Origin of the sequence: Halobacillus seohaensis, assembly GCF_042663045.1 — a bacterium.
GTDB lineage: Bacteria > Bacillota > Bacilli > Bacillales > Halobacillaceae > Halobacillus_A > Halobacillus_A seohaensis.
This window is the reverse complement of sequence record NZ_JBHSZV010000025.1, coordinates 173,318-191,540: the sequence shown is the minus strand read 5'-3', so window position 1 is coordinate 191,540 and position 18,223 is coordinate 173,318. Positions and strand designations below refer to the sequence as shown.

At 42.1% G+C, this 18,223-nt stretch carries 19 protein-coding genes; all 19 read left to right on the top strand.

The window, feature by feature from the left end:
* The first annotated feature begins 3 nt into the window (after positions 1-3).
* The 19 genes from ACFQIC_RS10450 to atpB all read left to right on the top strand — a co-directional run bounded on the left by ACFQIC_RS10450 (position 4) and on the right by atpB (position 18,190).
* Entirely contained in the window at positions 4-249 is a 246-nt protein-coding gene (locus tag ACFQIC_RS10450) for a type B 50S ribosomal protein L31 (RefSeq protein WP_204708199.1), read from the top strand.
* 271 nt (positions 250-520) lie between these two features.
* Positions 521-1,141, top strand: a complete 621-nt coding sequence (locus ACFQIC_RS10445) for a thymidine kinase (protein WP_204708252.1) — start codon at positions 521-523, stop codon at positions 1,139-1,141.
* A 305-nt stretch (positions 1,142-1,446) separates the two neighbouring features.
* Entirely contained in the window at positions 1,447-2,304 is an 858-nt protein-coding gene (locus ACFQIC_RS10440; RefSeq protein WP_390217078.1) for a dimethylarginine dimethylaminohydrolase family protein, read from the top strand.
* Complete coding sequence (locus ACFQIC_RS10435) at positions 2,264-2,764, top strand: hypothetical protein (RefSeq protein ID WP_390217088.1); 501 nt, start codon at positions 2,264-2,266, stop codon at positions 2,762-2,764. The genes ACFQIC_RS10440 and ACFQIC_RS10435 overlap by 41 nt, the downstream gene beginning before the upstream one ends.
* Positions 2,765-2,844: 80 nt before the next feature.
* Entirely contained in the window at positions 2,845-3,915 is a 1,071-nt protein-coding gene (prfA, locus tag ACFQIC_RS10430) for a peptide chain release factor 1 (protein ID WP_204708196.1), read from the top strand.
* Between the two features lies 1 nt (position 3,916).
* A complete protein-coding gene (gene prmC / locus ACFQIC_RS10425; RefSeq protein ID WP_204708195.1) occupies positions 3,917-4,768 on the top strand; it encodes a peptide chain release factor N(5)-glutamine methyltransferase in 852 nt (283 codons plus the stop codon).
* A 55-nt stretch (positions 4,769-4,823) separates the two neighbouring features.
* The gene (spoIIR, locus tag ACFQIC_RS10420) at positions 4,824-5,429 is read left to right on the top strand and encodes a stage II sporulation protein R (protein ID WP_204708194.1); all 606 of its coding nucleotides are present in this window, start codon (positions 4,824-4,826) and stop codon (positions 5,427-5,429) included.
* A 50-nt stretch (positions 5,430-5,479) separates the two neighbouring features.
* Positions 5,480-5,797: a hypothetical protein gene (locus ACFQIC_RS10415; protein ID WP_204708193.1), complete on the top strand. Its 318-nt coding sequence runs from the start codon at positions 5,480-5,482 to the stop codon at positions 5,795-5,797.
* Between the two features lie 584 nt (positions 5,798-6,381).
* The gene (locus tag ACFQIC_RS10410) at positions 6,382-7,416 is read left to right on the top strand and encodes an L-threonylcarbamoyladenylate synthase (protein WP_390217085.1); all 1,035 of its coding nucleotides are present in this window, start codon (positions 6,382-6,384) and stop codon (positions 7,414-7,416) included.
* A 59-nt stretch (positions 7,417-7,475) separates the two neighbouring features.
* The gene (locus ACFQIC_RS10405; protein WP_390217077.1) at positions 7,476-8,018 is read left to right on the top strand and encodes a manganese efflux pump MntP; all 543 of its coding nucleotides are present in this window, start codon (positions 7,476-7,478) and stop codon (positions 8,016-8,018) included.
* A gap of 72 nt (positions 8,019-8,090) precedes the next feature.
* Positions 8,091-8,702, top strand: coding sequence for a low molecular weight protein arginine phosphatase (locus tag ACFQIC_RS10400; protein ID WP_204708191.1), 612 nt, complete (start codon positions 8,091-8,093; stop codon positions 8,700-8,702).
* A 226-nt stretch (positions 8,703-8,928) separates the two neighbouring features.
* Entirely contained in the window at positions 8,929-9,369 is a 441-nt protein-coding gene (gene rpiB, locus ACFQIC_RS10395) for a ribose 5-phosphate isomerase B (protein ID WP_204708190.1), read from the top strand.
* A gap of 128 nt (positions 9,370-9,497) precedes the next feature.
* Positions 9,498-10,043, top strand: a complete 546-nt coding sequence (locus ACFQIC_RS10390; RefSeq protein ID WP_390217084.1) for a TIGR01440 family protein — start codon at positions 9,498-9,500, stop codon at positions 10,041-10,043.
* 32 nt (positions 10,044-10,075) lie between these two features.
* On the top strand, positions 10,076-11,332 hold the full coding sequence (locus tag ACFQIC_RS10385; RefSeq protein ID WP_204708188.1) for a serine hydroxymethyltransferase: 1,257 nt from the start codon (positions 10,076-10,078) through the stop codon (positions 11,330-11,332).
* A gap of 1,190 nt (positions 11,333-12,522) precedes the next feature.
* Positions 12,523-13,155 (top strand): uracil phosphoribosyltransferase, encoded by a 633-nt coding sequence (gene upp, locus ACFQIC_RS10380; protein WP_204708187.1) that lies wholly within the window; start codon positions 12,523-12,525, stop codon positions 13,153-13,155.
* A 10-nt stretch (positions 13,156-13,165) separates the two neighbouring features.
* Positions 13,166-14,314 (top strand): non-hydrolyzing UDP-N-acetylglucosamine 2-epimerase, encoded by a 1,149-nt coding sequence (wecB, locus tag ACFQIC_RS10375; protein ID WP_204708186.1) that lies wholly within the window; start codon positions 13,166-13,168, stop codon positions 14,312-14,314.
* 220 nt (positions 14,315-14,534) lie between these two features.
* Positions 14,535-16,688, top strand: a complete 2,154-nt coding sequence (locus ACFQIC_RS10370) for a S8 family serine peptidase (RefSeq protein ID WP_204708185.1) — start codon at positions 14,535-14,537, stop codon at positions 16,686-16,688.
* A gap of 404 nt (positions 16,689-17,092) precedes the next feature.
* Complete coding sequence (locus ACFQIC_RS10365) at positions 17,093-17,443, top strand: ATP synthase subunit I (RefSeq protein ID WP_390217083.1); 351 nt, start codon at positions 17,093-17,095, stop codon at positions 17,441-17,443.
* A gap of 24 nt (positions 17,444-17,467) precedes the next feature.
* Positions 17,468-18,190 carry a F0F1 ATP synthase subunit A gene (gene atpB / locus ACFQIC_RS10360; protein ID WP_204708183.1) on the top strand — a complete coding sequence of 241 codons (723 nt, stop codon included), beginning with the start codon at positions 17,468-17,470 and terminating at the stop codon, positions 18,188-18,190.
* The last annotated feature ends 33 nt before the right edge of the window (positions 18,191-18,223 follow it).

Below are 18,223 nucleotides of genomic sequence, written 5' to 3'. Positions count from 1 at the left end.
AACATGAAAACAGGCATTCATCCTGAATACCGTAAAGTAGTATTTCTTGATACTAGTTCTGATTTCAAATTTCTAGGCGGATCTACTCAAGGATCTGAAGAAACAATCGAATGGGAAGATGGCAACAACTACCCACTTATTCGTGTTGAAATTAGTTCAGCGTCTCACCCGTTTTACACTGGCAAACAAAAAGCTGACAAAGCTGGTGGCCGTGTAGATCGCTTCAAGAAAAAATATAATCTTTCATAATAATCAATGCTCATCTTTAAAGATGAATATTGCATATTTTGAACAAAAACAGGCAAATTAATAAACCGTTTGCCTGTTTTTTGTTCGAAAAGCGTAAAGGGCTGGTTAAACCGGCTCTTTCTACTCGGGTTAGACAGTTAAAAGCATAATTTGTGAAGCATCCGTAACAAGAAGACATTAAAAGAGCTGTCCTGAGGCGATCAGCTAAGTCGGTCGCCCAGAGAGAGCTTTTTTAATGAAAGATAAGAAGTAGAAGAAGGGAGCGACAGTGGTGTACGTGATGAAGCATAGTGGATGGGTGGAAGTCATTTGTGGAAGTATGTTCAGTGGAAAATCGGAGGAATTAATTCGCCGAGTTCGCCGTGCTACATATGGAAATCTGTCTGTTCGTGTATATAAACCAGTTATAGATAATCGATACAAGGAAGACTCCATCGTCTCTCATAATGGAACTTCTGTACTCGCTCGCCCTGTGAGTGAATCATTAGATATTCTTTCTAAAGTTGGAGAAAACGTCGACATTGTTGGCATTGATGAAGTACAGTTTTTTGATGAAAATATTGTTGAAGTTATTGAATATTTAGCAAATCGTGGAGTACGCGTCATTGTCGCAGGTTTGGATACGGATTTTCGCGGCGAACCCTTTGGAAAAATGCCTGAGATTATGGCTTCAAGTGAAAGTGTGACAAAACTGAATGCGATTTGTCCTGTCTGTGGCTCTCCGGCAAGCCGTACGCAGCGGCTCATTGACGAGAAACCAGCTTCCTATGATGATCCAATTATTTTAGTCGGTGCCTCTGAATCCTACGAGCCTCGCTGTCGTCACCATCATGAAGTCCCGAACAAGCCCAGGCAAGCGCAAGTGAGAACACACGTAGAAAATTATAGTTAAGACAGCAGAGCATGAACCCGTTTACTCAAATTTAGAGTGAACGGTTTTTTTATAAAAGCATGTTGGTATTTAAATGATCAGATACAGGAATACCGCTCTCGTTAGCAAACAACCTTGCAAAACCGTTTTAAAACTCCTGAATGTGGAATGATATAGTATAATAACGAAAAGAAAAGCAGTATACATAGATATCCACCTGCACGGTTCGAGCGCAAATCAAAAATGAATTCACTAAATTATGTTTAGAGTATGTGATTTATGTGAAAATATAAGAAACCTATATTAAGGGCGATGGGGGAATGGAAATGCAGACCAAAAACGCGCATTCAAACAAATCAAAAGGCTGTCGAACCGAGTATGATACTTTAACGAACGTACTGGTAAGTAAGCCTGAACATATGAAAATCATTGAAGTTATTAATGAAACCCAAAAGCACTATTCTAAGGATAATATTGATATTGAGCGCGCAATGGAGCAGCATAAGCAATTTACGAGCATCCTTAGGGACCATCATGTAGAAGTTGAATACTTACCAACCGAAGAGGAATTAAATGAACAAGTGTTTACGAGGGATATTGCTTTCCGTATCGGGGACACAATGTTTGTTTCCTCACTCGCAAGCAAGTTACGCCAAGGTGAGACGAAGCCACTACTTGATTATTTGGAAGCAGAAAATATTCCATTCACTCGTTTGAATGGCCCTCCTATTGAAGGAGGGGATGTGATCGTTGATAAAGACACGGTGTTTATTGGTATTAGTAATCGCACTAAGCCTGCTGCAATGGATTACCTGCAACAAGCTTTGCCTGATTACACATTGATCCCTTTAAAAATTCGGAAAGACATTTTACATTTAGATTGTGCATTTAATATTGTAGGTGAGCATACAGCTCTTATTTATTCCGCGGCTTTTGAACAACAGGATGCAGATCGACTGAAACAAATGTACGATTGTATAGAAGTGAGCGATCAGGAACAATTCCATCTAGGAACCAATGTGCTTTCCATTGGCGAACGAAAAGTGATTTGCCTGCCGCAGAACGAACAGACGAATCAAAAACTGCAAGAAGCTGGTTTTGAAATTATAGAAGTTGACTTATCAGAAATAATAAAATCTGGCGGTGCTTTTCGCTGCTGTTCAATGCCAATATCTCGCAACTAAAGGAATGGAGCATAATCACGCTCTTCTCGGTCAAACTATAGTAAAAAGAGAAGAGGTGATTGATATGCTTCGTTTTATCGCCATCCTATTTGTCCTTTTCCTTGGTGCTTGCGGACAGACAGACTTAGAACAGTCGCAAGGTCATACAAATCGTCAAGATGTTATGAACATGGGATTAGAAAATAGGCCATCGCCTGCTGGTGAAAACCCTCGTTCTATAGAACGGGTGGGAGATACATGGGGGCAAAAAGAAGATCGTAACCAAATTCGTGAAGCTGCCCATACCATAGAGGGCGTGGAAGTAGAGAGAATTATTATCCAAGCGAATGATGCATGGGTAACTGTGAGTGCTACCGAAGATCTGACCGAAGAAGAAAAGCAAGAATGGATAGATAACGTAAAGGAAACCATCCAAAATGCCGTACCTGATTATAATGTTACAGTAAAAGTCCAATCTTAGCGGGTTATTTTTCCTGAAGGTTGTAACCGCCACGTCTCTATAATATAATTGTACTGTTATGGAGAAAGAGGTGCATACCATTGATCGAACGTATACAATCCCTTGAAGATCGTTATGAAAAATTGAATGAAATGCTGAGTGACCCCGATATTATTTCAGATATGAATAAATTACGTGAATATTCAAAGGAACAATCGGGTTTAGAAGAAATAGTCACGGCCTACCGCGAATATAAAGAAGTAACTGAACAACATGATGATGCAAAAGCAATGCTTGCGGATAGCATGGATGATGATATGGAAGAAATGGTCAAGGAAGAGATTAGTGAATTATCAAAACAAAAAACAGATCTCGAGGAACGTTTGAAAGTTCTCATGCTTCCTAGCGATCCTAATGACGAGAAAAACGTAATTATGGAAATTCGTGGTGCTGCAGGTGGCGACGAAGCTGCTTTATTTGCCGGGGATTTATACCGTATGTACGCTCGCTATGCGGAATCACAAGGTTGGAAAATCGAAGTGATTGAATCCACAGAGAGTGAGGTTGGTGGTTTTAAAGAGATTATCTTTATGGTGAACGGACCGCGTGCCTATTCTAAAATGAAGTTTGAAAATGGAGCACACCGTGTTCAGCGTGTTCCGGAAACGGAATCGGGCGGACGAATTCATACATCAACGGCAACTGTTGTCGTTATGCCTGAAGCTGAAGAAGTCGAAGTTGATGTTCATGAGAAAGATATTCGTGTCGATACGTTTACTTCAAGCGGCCCTGGTGGACAAAGTGTAAACACGACCATGTCTGCCGTTCGCTTAACCCACCAACCCACGGGCACAGTTGTTTCCTGTCAGGATGAGAAATCACAAATTAAGAACAAGGAAAAAGCGATGAAAGTATTGCGGGCACGTATTTACGATAAACATCAGCGCGAAGTTCAAGCGGAGTATGACGAGACGCGAAAGTCAGCGGTTGGTACAGGTGACCGCTCTGAGCGAATTCGCACCTACAACTTCCCGCAAACACGCGTAACCGATCATCGCATCGGCCTTACTTTGCAAAAGCTCGATCAAGTTTTACAAGGAAATATGGATCAAATTCTCGAGGCTCTGTTAATTGAAGAACAAACGAAGAAACTCGAGTCTATCGGTGAATAACATGGAACCTAAACTAACCACTATTGAGGAAGCCCGCCGCTGGGCTTCTCTTTTTTTAGAAAGGTATAACCGAGAAGGACGCGTCGCTGATCTTTTGTTAGAAAACATGCTGGGGCTAAGTTTTGCAATGCTGCTTGCACACGGGCGGGATCCTATCACAGAAGAAAATGTGGAAACTTTTATAAAAAAAGTGAAGGAGCATGCAAAAACTGGTATTCCTCTCCAACATCTAACTGGACAAGCGCATTTTTATGGTCGTACCTTTCAAGTGAACGAAGATGTACTCATTCCCCGTCCAGAAACTGAAGAACTCATTGAAAGGGTACTTCAACGACTGCGGCCTTCCGATAAAAAGATAGCTGACATAGGTACGGGTAGTGGTATTATCGCGATCACCATCCAACTGGAATCCCGACTTGAGCGCCAAGTGATGGCGACAGATATATCAAGGGAAGCATTAACAGTAGCCAAAGCCAATGCCGACAAACACGACACTACTATTAAATGGTTTACTGGCAATTTCTTAGCGCCTTTAGCTGACCAATCGATCGATGTACTCATATCAAACCCACCTTATATCGCCCGTGATGAGCAACTCGACGATACTGTGAAAAATTTCGATCCGAGTCTCGCCCTTTTTGCTAATCATAATGGACTGGCCGCCTATCAAACGATCGTCCAGCAAATCCAACAACGATCTAAACAGCCACGAATGATCGTCTTTGAAATCGGACATCACCAAGGACGGGCCATTAAAGAACTATTCAACACCAAACTAGCGAACTATCAGGTGGCCATTGAACAAGACATCAATCAAAAAGATCGCATGATTTTTGCTATTAAAGATTCATAGGTTTAAAACATTCCTTCCCTGTCCACAATAGTTATCAACAGGGAGGGAATTTTTTATGAAAAATGCTATTATAATTCTTATTTTATCCACAATTTGTATTGCTAGTCTAACGTTTGGAGCAACGGAACAAAAGGTAAACGGGGCTGAATACCAAGTGATTCCTGATGAAGCAATTCGACTGAGAATCCTTGCTGATAACAACGGTGAGCAAGCGCAAAATTTAAAAAGATCGGTTCGCGATGCTGTGAACGCTGAAATTACTACATGGGTTGAATCTTTAACATCTATTGAATCGGCACGTAAACTGATTCAGTTTCGAATGGATAAAATAGAGGAGATTGTAGGAGACACAGTGAAACAATCAGGACTGAACGAAACATATACCGCCACCTATGACAATTCGGTTCAGTTTCCAACTAAGTTATATGGGAATTATGTTTATCCAGCTGGTCAATATGAAGCGATTTTAATCACCATTGGAGAAGGGGAAGGAGATAACTGGTGGTGTGTGTTATTTCCGCCGTTGTGCTTCCTGGACTTTTCAAGTGGGTCAACTGTTGCTGAAGAAGACGAAGATCAGCAGGAAGATTTAACGGAAGAACCTGAAGAAAAAGAAGTGGAATTTTTCATTGTGAAGCTTTGGAATAAGTTAATGTCCTAGCATAATAGACCACCTATTTTCATAGAGTAATAGCAGAGAGGTGGGTGCCAATGTATATTGAAAAAGTTAATCCTGGAAATGATAGCCAGTACACGATTAAAAAAGAAAAACAGGAAATTGGAACATTTATATTAAGCGATCAAGGGAGTGGAGTTAAAAGGTTGAGAAACTTGCAAGTGAACGGTAGTGTTTCGAAAACTGGCATTCTCTATGTGTTCGAGCTGATCCAGGCTTACATTCAAAAAGAAGAAATAAAGGAAATTCAAGTACAAAGTCACTCAGAAGAGTTAAACACACTTTTGCATCATCAACAATTTCAATTAGAGGATGAAGATAATCAACTGTGGACATATCGTATTAATTGTTGATAAGTACCCCAACTTGTTCACAATAGATAGTATTTTTGTGGAAAAGGTGTGGATGATTATTTATCGATATGACCTACTTGCTTATTTTACTTATGGATATGTGGAAAACCTTGTGGGTAAGTTGAGGATATCCTGTGAATATTGTCGGAATTTGTATTTGGTGGTTTGAGTAATATAATAATCTGTAGTTTTGTCCGCAAATGGTAATTGGGTGAGAATCTCTGCTTGCTTTCCTCGGACAAACTGATGAGTCTCATCTGTGGAGTCTATCCAGTCTGTTTTTCCGCAGGAGTTCGCAAATTTCTCGCCCGATCAACGCCATAAGAGAAGGCTAAACATTACAGGATACCCTGAAATTTAATATTGATAATGTATCAAATTGACCAAAGTAAGTATTCTAATCTAGGATGTTCACCTTCGTTATGGTAGTGAAAAAGACCGTATAAAATACGTTCAAGTGGCTCCTCCTACTGCTCAAACATACATAAACTACTTGCCAAATACATTGAATTTGCGATTCTACATGGAATTATTCATAATATAAAGAAGAAACATGTAGAATAAAGGAGTATTCAGGCATGACATTGCATACAAAAGTATGGAAACATTCGACAATAATACACGAACAAAATCTAGCGATTGAAGAAGCAGCGGCATTGTTGAGAGATCAACAGGTCGTTGCTTTTCCTACGGAGACTGTATATGGGTTGGGGGCAGATGCCACTAGTGAACTAGCGGTTCAACGAATTTTCGATGCAAAAGGGCGTCCGTCGGATAATCCGCTCATTGTCCATGTAGGAGATCGAAAACAAGTGGAACAGCTTGTGACAGACATTCCTCCAGTCGCCAAACAGCTGATGGACAAGTTTTGGCCTGGACCCTTAACGCTTGTTTTTCCGAGCAATCACGCTGCGGCGGAAAACGTGACGGCTGGTTTAGATACGGTTGCGATTCGTATGCCAAGCGATCCGATTGCCTTAGAAATTTTACTCAAAACTGATCGACCTCTAGCGGCACCAAGCGCCAATCGATCCGGAAGACCGAGCCCAACTGATGCCGACCATGTGATACAAGATCTCGATGGACGGATTGCTGGAATTGTTGACGGGGGTCCGACGGGTGTAGGTGTGGAGTCAACTGTAGTCGACTGTACAACTGAGATCCCTGTCATTTTGCGGCCAGGTGGAGTGACGAAGGAAGATTTGCAGCAGGTTGTTCCGAACGTAATGGTCGATCCAGCACTAGCTAATCAAGAGGGGCAGCCTAAATCCCCAGGAATGAAATATACTCACTATGCTCCGGAGTCTCCTCTTTGGCTTGTTGAAGGAGATGACGAATTTTTTAAAAGTCAGCTTCATCAATTAATTGAAGATGAACAGCGTGTAGCTGTAATTGCAAGTCGGGAATTGGCAGGACAACTTGATCACGATAATGTAACTTCATGTGGTTCGCGAGAAAGGTTATCGGAAGTGGCTGGTCATTTGTATAGTGCCTTAAGATACTATAAAAAAGCAGAAATCGACATCATTCTGTGTGAAAGTTTTAGTGAAAAAGGTGTAGGTGCCGCGATTATGAACCGTTTACGTAAGGCTGCTACCCAAAAAATCACACAGTACTAATCATACACCCTCTCTCTTCAGCATAATGTACATTAGCATGTCCGAGGAGGGGGCTATTCGTGGAAATAGAAAATGTAACATCGCTCATACTTTTATCAGTGGCACTTGGTATGGACGCTTTTTCAGTCTCGCTAGGTATGGGGATGCAGTCCGTCCGATGGAAACATATTGGAATGGCAGGGCTCCTCGTAGGATTTTTACATATGCTGATGCCAGGACTGGGAATTCTTTTAGGGAAATGGCTATTTATTAACATAAGTGAATGGGCTTCGTTAGCTGGAGGATTTCTTTTACTGACGATGGGGGCATATACCGTGTTTGCTTCCTTTACAGAAAGGCATTCCCCTGCTCATTCAATTGCAGGGGTTGGATTATGGGTGTTTGCTTTTAGTGTAAGCATTGATAGTTTTCCGATTGGTTTTAGTCTAGGTCTTCACAATATAAATGTATTGATTTCCATTGTATCCTTCGGGATTATGAGCACCTTATTGACGTGGATGGGGTTCTTTGTAGGTAAACGAGCAACGACCTATGTAGGAGCTTACAGTGAAATATTTGGAGGGAGCATTTTATGTGCTCTAGGCCTTTACACAATTTTCTAAAAAATTTTTTGCAGGGAATACGTGTGTTAGAATAGGTGACAAGGAATGATGAGGAAGGGAATGTGACCTACAATGAATATTTTGTTCGTATGCACGGGAAATACTTGTCGAAGTCCCATGGCGGAAGCCCTCATGAAAGCGAAAAAACATAATGCGAATGTGAAATCCGCCGGTATTTTTGCAGAGGATGGACATTCAGTCAGTGAACATACGAGGGCAGTGCTAGCTGAAGTTGGTTTATCATCTGAATACACTTCTAGAGCTGTAAGTAAGGAACTGCTTGAATGGTCAGATCTAGTTTTATGCATGACGGAAAGTCATAAACAAACGTTGGCACTTCAATACCCTGATTTTCAAGAGGAACTCTTTACATTAAAGGAATATGTTTTAATAGATGATGATCAATGGAAACAACTAATTGATCATTATACTCATTTTGAGGAGAAGCGGGCCTGGGTGTTAAGTCACGCTGATGAAAGCTTAAATGAGGTCGAATTAGAACAGCATTTGTTGAAAGAATTAGATACTGAAATTGAAGTGATTAAGCAAGCTGAGGAATCATTGCCTAATCTCAATATCATAGACCCCTACGGTCAAAGTGTCGAAGTCTACCGAGAAACTCGTAATGAACTTGATCAAACGCTCAAACTCTTAGCCAATAAAGTAGAAAAGGAAACAGAGTAAACCAGTTTTAAACTACGACGTCCCGTTCATACGTTGGATGGGACATGCTTTACTCGTCCCCCCCTCCCCCCCTTTCAAGCACTACCTTCCTATCTTTTAAAACCAACTCAATAGCATAGATTTTTAAGCCATTTAAGGAAGTGAAATATCCAATTGACAGAGGTCTCGTTACCTGTCACTATAAAATGAAAGAAATGAATATTGGACAGAGGAGAGTGACCTAAGCATGAAAGTCATTTTAGCTTCTGATCATGGCGGAGTAAATATACGTCGTGAAGTATCAGAAGTACTTGAAGAGTTAAATATAGAATATGAAGATATCGGCTGTAATTGTGAAGGTTCCGTTGATTTTTCTGATTATGCTTTTCCGGCTGCAGAACGTGTAGCAAGTGGTGAATTCGATAAAGGTATTCTGATTTGTGGGACTGGCATCGGCATGTCTATTTCTGCAAATAAAGTCAAAGGGATACGCGCAGCCCTTGTCCACGATCTTTTTACGGCAAAAGTAACCCGTCAGCATAACGATTCCAACATGCTGTGTATGGGTGAACGTGTGATTGGTCCAGGTTTAGCGCGTGAGATCGCCAAAACATGGGTTCAAGGAGAGTTTGAGGCCGGTCGTCATAAAAAACGTATCAATAAGATTGCCGACTACGAGAATAAGTAATAGAATGATAAGATAAGTAAAGACGACTTTATGAAAGTAAACGTCTTTTTTTCATTAACGATTTTAGTCTACCACTCATGTCGCAAGTGAATCATTTTTCTAAAAAGGAGATGAGCAAAGTGACAGATGTGAAGGCGATTCAGCAAGATGTATCAACTGTAGCTCGTCAATTGTTAGAAACGGGTTATATGAAAGACGGACTGTTTGTTATAGGTTGCTCTACCAGTGAAGTGGCTGGTGAAAGAATAGGATCATCAGGTAGTGAATCGATTGCTGAGGTGCTTTTTGAAGAATGGCAAAAATTCTCGAAGCAATCAGGTGCCAAACTCGCCTTTCAGTGTTGCGAGCATTTAAATCGATCTCTTGTTGTTGAGCGAGAAGTCCAGCAAGCTTGCGGATATACAGAGGTAACGGCTGTGCCCGTGCCTCGAGCTGGAGGATCTATGGCTTCTTATGCCTTCAAGCACCTGAACAATCCAGTGCTAGTGGAGAGTGTTCAAGCACAAGGTGGAGTCGACATTGGAGATACATTGATTGGTATGCATTTAAAGCGAGTGGCCATACCGCTTCGGATCGAACAAAAGTCAATTGGCCAAGCACATGTCACGGTTGCTCGAACGCGTCCACCTCTAATTGGCGGCGCGAGAGCTATGTATGAACGTAATGAAGCGTAAATGAGTTGGAATCAGAGAGGGGATTTTTTACTATGGAACATGTAAAACAATCGGATGCTGAACTGTACGAAGCGATAATGGACGAAAAAAATCGCCAACAAAACAATATCGAACTTATTGCCTCTGAGAACTTTGTATCAGAAGCTGTTATGGAAGCCATGGGGTCAGTCTTGACGAACAAATATGCAGAAGGATACCCAGGACGCCGTTATTATGGAGGTTGCGAGCACGTCGATGTTGCTGAAAACTTGGCAAGAGATCGTGCTAAAGAACTCTTCGGAGCGGAGCATGTAAATGTCCAGCCTCATTCCGGTGCACAAGCAAACATGGCCGTTTATTTTACCGTTCTAAACCCTGGCGATACCGTTCTAGGTATGAACTTAAGTCACGGTGGACACTTAACACATGGTAGCCCAGTAAACTTTAGTGGAACCCTATATAATTTCGAAGAATACGGCGTTACTGAAAAAGACGAGCGTATTGACTATGATGCAGTTTTAGAAAAAGCAAAAGAAGTAAAACCTAAGCTGATCGTAGCCGGTGCTAGTGCATATCCGCGTGAAATTGATTTTGCCAAATTCAGAGAAATCGCTGACGAAGTAGGAGCTTACTTAATGGTAGATATGGCTCATATTGCAGGACTCGTTGCATCTGGTTTACATTCTAATCCAGTGCCACACGCTCAGTTCGTGACAACTACAACTCATAAAACGTTGCGCGGACCACGTGGTGGTATGATTTTCTGTGAAGAACAATATGCGAAAAAAATCGATAAATCCGTATTCCCTGGCATGCAAGGTGGCCCACTTATGCACATCATTGCAGCAAAAGCTGTCTCATTTAAAGAAGCATTGCAACCTAATTTTAAAAAATACTCCCGCCAAATCATTGCAAATGCTAAGCAGTTAGCGCAATCTTTAACTGAGAATGGTGTTCGTATCGTCTCTGGTGGAACCGACAATCACCTTTTGCTGCTCGACTTGCGCGAACTAGGCTTAACAGGAAAAGTAGCTGAAAAGGCTCTTGATGCTGTTGGAATTACAACCAATAAAAACACGATTCCCTTTGATCCAGAAGGTCCATTTACAACGAGTGGGATCCGTATCGGAACAGCTGCTGTAACAAGTCGTGGATTTGCAGAGAAAGAGATGAAAGAAATTGCCAATTTAATCGCTTTTACTCTAAAGAATCACGATGACGAGGAAAAGTTAAAAGAAGCAGCAGAAGGCGTAAGTGAACTAACTGCCCACTTTCCTCTATACCAATCACTAATGCCAAGCACGCCATAATCAATTTGGGAAAAAGTTCACCTGTTTGGTAACAGGGTCCGTTACATTTGAAAAACCTCAGTTCACTGAACTGAGGTTTTCTTTTATTTCTTTTCAATTGCTTATTGAACTAAAGCCCAGATTGTGGAATACTCAGATTCGAGACATTCTGGTGGTTTCCGCTACAAAGGATGGCGTTAGAAGGTCCGGGAAATCACTCGTTTTCCGTGGGCGTGTGGTGAGCTTCCTCAGGCTACGCCTTGCGGGATCTCACCAATCATGTTCATCCCAGCTCTTACGTTTTATAAGGACGAAGGCTAAATCTAGTTCATCAATCACATCGGCGTTATCCAGCTCCAGCGCCTAGCGGCTAGTGAGACTTCCCTCGCTTCTGTACGATAAGTCAACATCGAATCACGATGTTCTTCGTGTTTCCTTTATCTCCGACAGCTCAGTCCAGTCCATACGCCGCTGACCAAGGCGCCTCCGCTTTTAAAGGTAGGAGTCTCGCAATTTCCCGGACCTTCTTGCTTTTGTGGGGAGAACGGAAGTATCAGATGGGGTGCTGTGTGAATATTGCCATTGAAATGATCCACTTCTGCCATGAATAGGTCCTGTACTATTGATCATGTAATATAAAATCAGAAGGGGTGGTGATGGAAGGCATACACACCAGGTAAGCTCCTGACTGCTCTTTATGGACTGAAATTATTACCACAGAGTCTTTATTTAAATAGACCATCATACCCGTTTTTTAACAACTTACCTAACTGCTCATAGATATAACAGATATCTCATTCTTTAGCAAAAACGGAGAACAGTATGATTCCGATGGAAATATACGGCAAGGGGCGGTGGGGAAGGGGAAAACTCCAGTGGGATACGCCGGTTAGATGAGACCCCGGAAGGCGCCAGCCTGAGGAGGCTCAGCGCACGCCCACGGAAAGCGACTCCTTTCCCACCGCCCCTTTCTCCACACAATCATCTCGGAATCGATTCTTAAACAATCCTGCTGTGTGTTTAAGTGCATTTATTCACAAACTCTGTAATTATTTTAATATAAATATTCAGAATACCTTTTTTGGTGTCCTCTACCAGGTGCCTGGTACCACATAATTCTGACTATTAATAGCATCTCGCAGCTACTTGCTCTTTGCCGACATTTTCTGTACAATTATCAGGATGCAAACTATTAAAAGGAGTGACTGACATTGGGAAAAGTATATGTTTTGGACCATCCATTAATTCAACATAAGTTAACGTACATACGTAAAAGTGAGACAGGAACGAAGGACTTCCGCCAGCTCGTCGACGAAGTAGCTGCACTCATGGCGTTTGAGATTACTCGTGACCTGCCACTAGAAGAAGTGGAAATCGACACGCCTGTAGTAGACTCCGCCAAGGCCAAAGTACTAACAGGGAAGAAAATTGGTCTCGTACCCATCCTCCGTGCAGGTTTGGGCATGGTCGATGGTATCATTCAGCTTATTCCTGCCGCAAAAGTCGGTCACGTCGGACTATACCGTGATCCAGAAACACTTCAACCTGTGGAATATTATGTAAAACTCCCTAGTGATATTGAAGAACGCGAACTTATCGTTATTGATCCAATGCTTGCTACAGGAGGATCTGCTAATGCAGCCATTGAATCCTTGAAAAAACGAGGGGCTCGCCAAATCCGCCTTATGTGCATCGTGGCTGCACCCGAAGGCGTTGAAGCCGTTCAAGCCGAGCATCCAGATGTGGACATTTACCTTGCTGCTTTAGACGATAAACTAAATGAAAAAGGCTACATCGTACCAGGTCTTGGCGACGCCGGCGACCGCCTATTCGGCACGAAGTAAGGAGGATTCTATGTCTGCCCCAATTAAAGTAATGACGATTTTCGGGACACGCCCCGAAGCTATCAAAATGGCACCTCTCGTTTTAGAATTAAAAAAAAGGTCAGAGCAATTTGAGCCTATCGTCACCGTAACAGCTCAACATAGACAGATGCTTGATCAAGTGTTAAATATTTTCAATATCACCCCTGATTATGATTTAAACATCATGAAGGATCGTCAAACGCTGGCCCAAGTTACCACACGAGCGCTTGAAGGGCTGGACGACGTCATGAAAGAAACTGATCCTGATATCGTACTCGTCCACGGGGATACGACGACGACGTTTGCTGCTTCACTCGCCGCTTACTACAACCAAATCCCTGTCGGACACGTTGAGGCTGGACTACGGACGTGGGATAAATACTCCCCGTTCCCTGAAGAGGTGAATCGTCAATTAACTGGTGTCATGGCAGACTTGCATTTTGCCCCAACAAACAAGTCTCGTGACAACCTTTTAGCTGAAAACAAACCGAAAGACAGCATTTTTGTGACAGGAAATACTGCGATTGATGCACTTAAAACAACGGTGAATAGTGAGTATACTTCCGGTGTGTTAGATTCGATTGGCGACAAGCGACTTGTACTCATGACTGCCCATCGTCGGGAAAACCTCGGCAATAATATGAAGCAGATGTTCCGTGCCATAAAACGGTTAGTGGAAACCCATGAAGACGTCCATGTTATTTATCCGGTCCACTTAAATCCTGTAGTTCAAGAAACAGCGGATGAAATTTTAGGTAACGATGACCGAATCAAGTTAATTGAACCTCTTGATGTTATCGATTTCCATAACTTTGCTTCCCGTGCTCATCTAATTTTAACTGATTCAGGCGGTGTACAAGAGGAAGCTCCATCCTTAGGAGTGCCGGTGCTTGTCTTACGTGACACAACCGAACGGCCTGAAGGTATTGATGCTGGAACATTAAAGCTCGCTGGCACTGAAGAGGACCACATCTTTAACCTTGCTAACGAACTTTTATCAGATGACGAAAAACATGAAGCGATGTCGAAGGCCTCCAACCCTTACGGCGACGGTCAAGCTTCCGGTCGCATTGCCGAAGCGATCCGATACTTTTTTGATCATCGTGAGGATAGACCAGACGCATTTGAAATAGAATAAACTGTAAGTTATCCAGCCTTTCTTAAATCGGAGAGGTTGGATTTTTTTGATTAAAACTTGCAAATCTGTTCTAACCGCTTGAAACAACAATACGAAGAAAACCGGCTGCAAGTCTCTGTCCTTTACCAAACCTGCTAAAAACTCCCGGGCAAAAATCCAAAATCAACGCATAACCCCGACTGGAAAACACAAACTATCGTTAAAAAGGAGACACTTTTATATGCCGCACAAAATCGCCGTAATCCTCCTAACTGTACTCCTTTTAACGGGATTCAGCCAGCCTGAACCTGATGAAGAAATCACGATCATTCTCGAACTCAAGGATACGACTTCTGCTGCATTTAAAAGCCAGATGGAATCAAGACTCCCGAGGCTTGAAGTAGTTGCGGAGTACGAGACTATATTTAATGGGGTTGCCATTAGAGGGACACCGCATGAATTGGAGAAAGTTTCTCGGCTGAGTGAAGTTGTTAATCAATATCCTGTTAAAACTTATACAACACAAGGAAAACTTTCGACACCTATTCCATCACTAACAACAGATATCGTCCGTCCGAATACTCCTTTTACAGGTGAGGGGGTGAAAGTCGGTGTGATTGATACAGGGATCGACTACACACATCCTGATTTAAAAGAGAATTTTCGCGGCGGATTTGATTTAATTGATTTTGACGACGATCCGATGGAAACAACTGAGATGGGGGCAACGATTCATGGGTCTCATGTAGCAGGTGTTATTGGGGCGGACGGTGATATGAAGGGTGTTGCTCCTGGAGCAGATCTGTACGCCTATCGAGCACTCGGTCCAGGTGGGATGGGGAGTTCAGTACAAGTGATCGCTGCTATCGAAGAGGCTGTTGAGGATGGAATGGATGTCATTAATCTCTCGCTTGGTAATGATGTCAACGGTCCGGACTGGCCGACGACGAAAGCGGTAGATCAGGCAATTAAACTTGGAACGACTGTCGTAGTGGCAGCTGGAAATTCTGGTCCTAATACTTGGACAATTGGTTCGCCTGCTACTTCTCCCAATGCGATCACAGTTGGAGCTTCATCTCTACCTACTAAGCAATCTGTTCTCACTGTTCCAGGGGAGGATCGACAAATTAAAGTTCAACTTTTACAAGGCTCAAATCCATGGGATCTCAGCAGGAAATTCCCGGTTCAGCATATATCAGGAAATAATTTCAACCAGATCACAGGAAAAATTGTGCTAATTGACCGTGGGGGGACTGATTTTGCTGAGAAAGCCGAGCTCGCTTATCAAAAAGGAGCAGAAGCTGTGATTATCGTCAATAATAGCGAGGACCAGCTGAAAGGATCTATAGAAGGTAAGCAGTTACCAATCCCAGTAGCAGCTGTTACAAAAGGAGAAGGGAAGTGGCTGAAGGAGAAAGCAATCAAGCAGGATCAGTGGGTAGAAACAATTCAACGTGAAATAGCCCATACGATTGCACCTTTTAGTTCGAGAGGACCTGTCACCACTAGTTGGAGTGTGAAGCCTGATATTCTTGCGCCGGGTGTGAATGTCATAAGTACAGTTCCTGGAGGATACCAAGTTTTACAAGGTACGAGTATGGCCGCTCCTCACATTGCTGGTGTCGCTGCGATCTTAAAAGAAGCCCATCCTGAATGGAGTCCTGAGGATATTAAGACATCACTAATGAGTACAGCGAACCTTTTACAAAAATCAAAAAGCAGCTCATTCCCGCCAACGGAGCAAGGGGCAGGGTACGTGGATACAGCCGCTGCACTTGAACCAGAATTATGGATCAAGCCAGGAGCATTAAATTTTGGAAAAGTAGAAGGATCTTTTTTTCGGGAAGAAGTCGATATAAGTATTCGTAACCAAGGAGATGAGACTCAAACGATAAGGTTTAAGCAGCCAAAGAAACAAGCTGGTCTTGCTTGGTCCGTTCCACCTTCTTTTCATGTATCACCTGGGGAAGAAGTAGTGATACCGCTAGAGGTCCAAATAACAAACGGATTTGTGAAGGAAGGGATACATGAAGGGTATATTGAGGTGGAAAGTGATACGCAGGAGTACCATATACCTTATTTATTTATGATGGACACAGCAGATTACGAAAAAATTACTGGCTTGGAATTTTCTAAGGACTGGGATAGCAATGGAGACTTAGTTTATCGTTTTAATCTAACAGAAACTGTGGACAAATTAACCGTCGATTTATATCGTTCAGGTACGATGCTTCACCATGGAAAACTTCTTGAGCTTGATGATCCCGAAGAAGGATTAAATGAAGGGAAAGTCGATTTGAAGATCACCGATGATTTTGTCGGATCATATATTGCTGTTGTAACTGTAGAAATTGATGGGGAAAAGTTTAGTTATCCTTTTCCTGTAAGATTTTAAATAGCTGCCCGAGCGGCTATTTTTTTATGTACTTCAGTTTGTGAAAAATGTGACGAAAATGTGATCATTCTTTGTCGTGTATTTGTACTTTTAGTCGTAAACACGTTGACATCAAAAGGGGGGTATTGTATTCTTGCATAGTGTGGAATGATAAGGTTTTCATGCATAACATGCCTTTTACTAATGAATAAGGATGTTCATGAAATTCATACCAATTCATGCACTAAGGCTAACTAGCAGGGGTACCACTGCTGGTGTTTTTTTAGGAGATGGGCCTCAATTATTTTCCGCAGATTCACTTTTTCTAATCGAAGGGCTATTCCTAAGCTTAGAATTGGTACATAGAACCATTCATTGAGTACGAACGTACACGGGAGACGATTAATTTGGAAGATTATCAAAAGATGATGACCCGTCAGCGAAAATGGATGTTCTACCTTCTAGCATTTCTCGTTTTAGGTTGGGGTATAACGCCTTGGCAACCAGTTTTCCTCGGACTTCTTTTAGGAAGCATCCTTAGTTTCTACAACCTCTGGCTAATGCAACGGAAGATTCTTAAGTTTGGCGAATCTTCAGAGAGCAATCATACCACTAGAGGGATTGGCACTTTTACGCGACTCGCTTCAGGAGCATTAGCCGTTGTGATCGCCCTTCAATTTGAAGAACAGATCCACTTGATCTCTGTAGTATTGGGCTTAATGACAGCCTACATTGTCATTTTTATAGATTACCTGTTCAACAAATCAACAGATTAGCATGATGGAAGAGAGGTGAACAGATTGAATCACGAAGCACCGATGTGGGAGGATGCATTTGGGATTCCATGGCTGGATTTCAATTTATCCAACGTAGTAATGATGTTTGTTGCTTCATTAATTGTATTCATTCTAGGGGTTGCAGCCACAAGGAAAATGCAACGATACCCTACAGGATTTCAAAACTTTATGGAATGGTTAATTGATTTCATAAAAGGTATTATCGGTTCGAATATGGACTGGCGCACAGGGCGGCTCTTCCTTCCTTTAGGTATTACATTATTTGCCTACATATTTGTTTCAAATATGCTCGGGGTTGTTACTAACGGAGTCGTTGGTCATGATCTCTGGTGGAAATCACCAACAGCGGATCCGGGAATTACGATGACATTAGCTGTCATGGTAATCGTTTTAACCCATTATTATGGGGTGAAGCTCAAAGGTACTAAAGAGTACAGTAAAGGATTTGTCAGACCACTGCCATTCTTATTACCATTTAAGATCATTGAAGAGTTTTCCAACACGCTAACACTTGGTTTACGTCTTTATGGAAACATTTACGCAGGGGAAATTTTACTATCCTTGCTAGTTGGACTAGCTACAACAAGTTGGCTAGGATTCATCGGGTCTGCAATTCCGATGGTTGCATGGATGGGATTTAGTACATTTATCGGTTTCATTCAAGCATTTATTTTCGTTATGTTAACGATGGTTTACATGTCTCACAAAGTGAGCGACGACCATTAAAATAAAAGCATAAAAAATTTCTTTACAAAATAT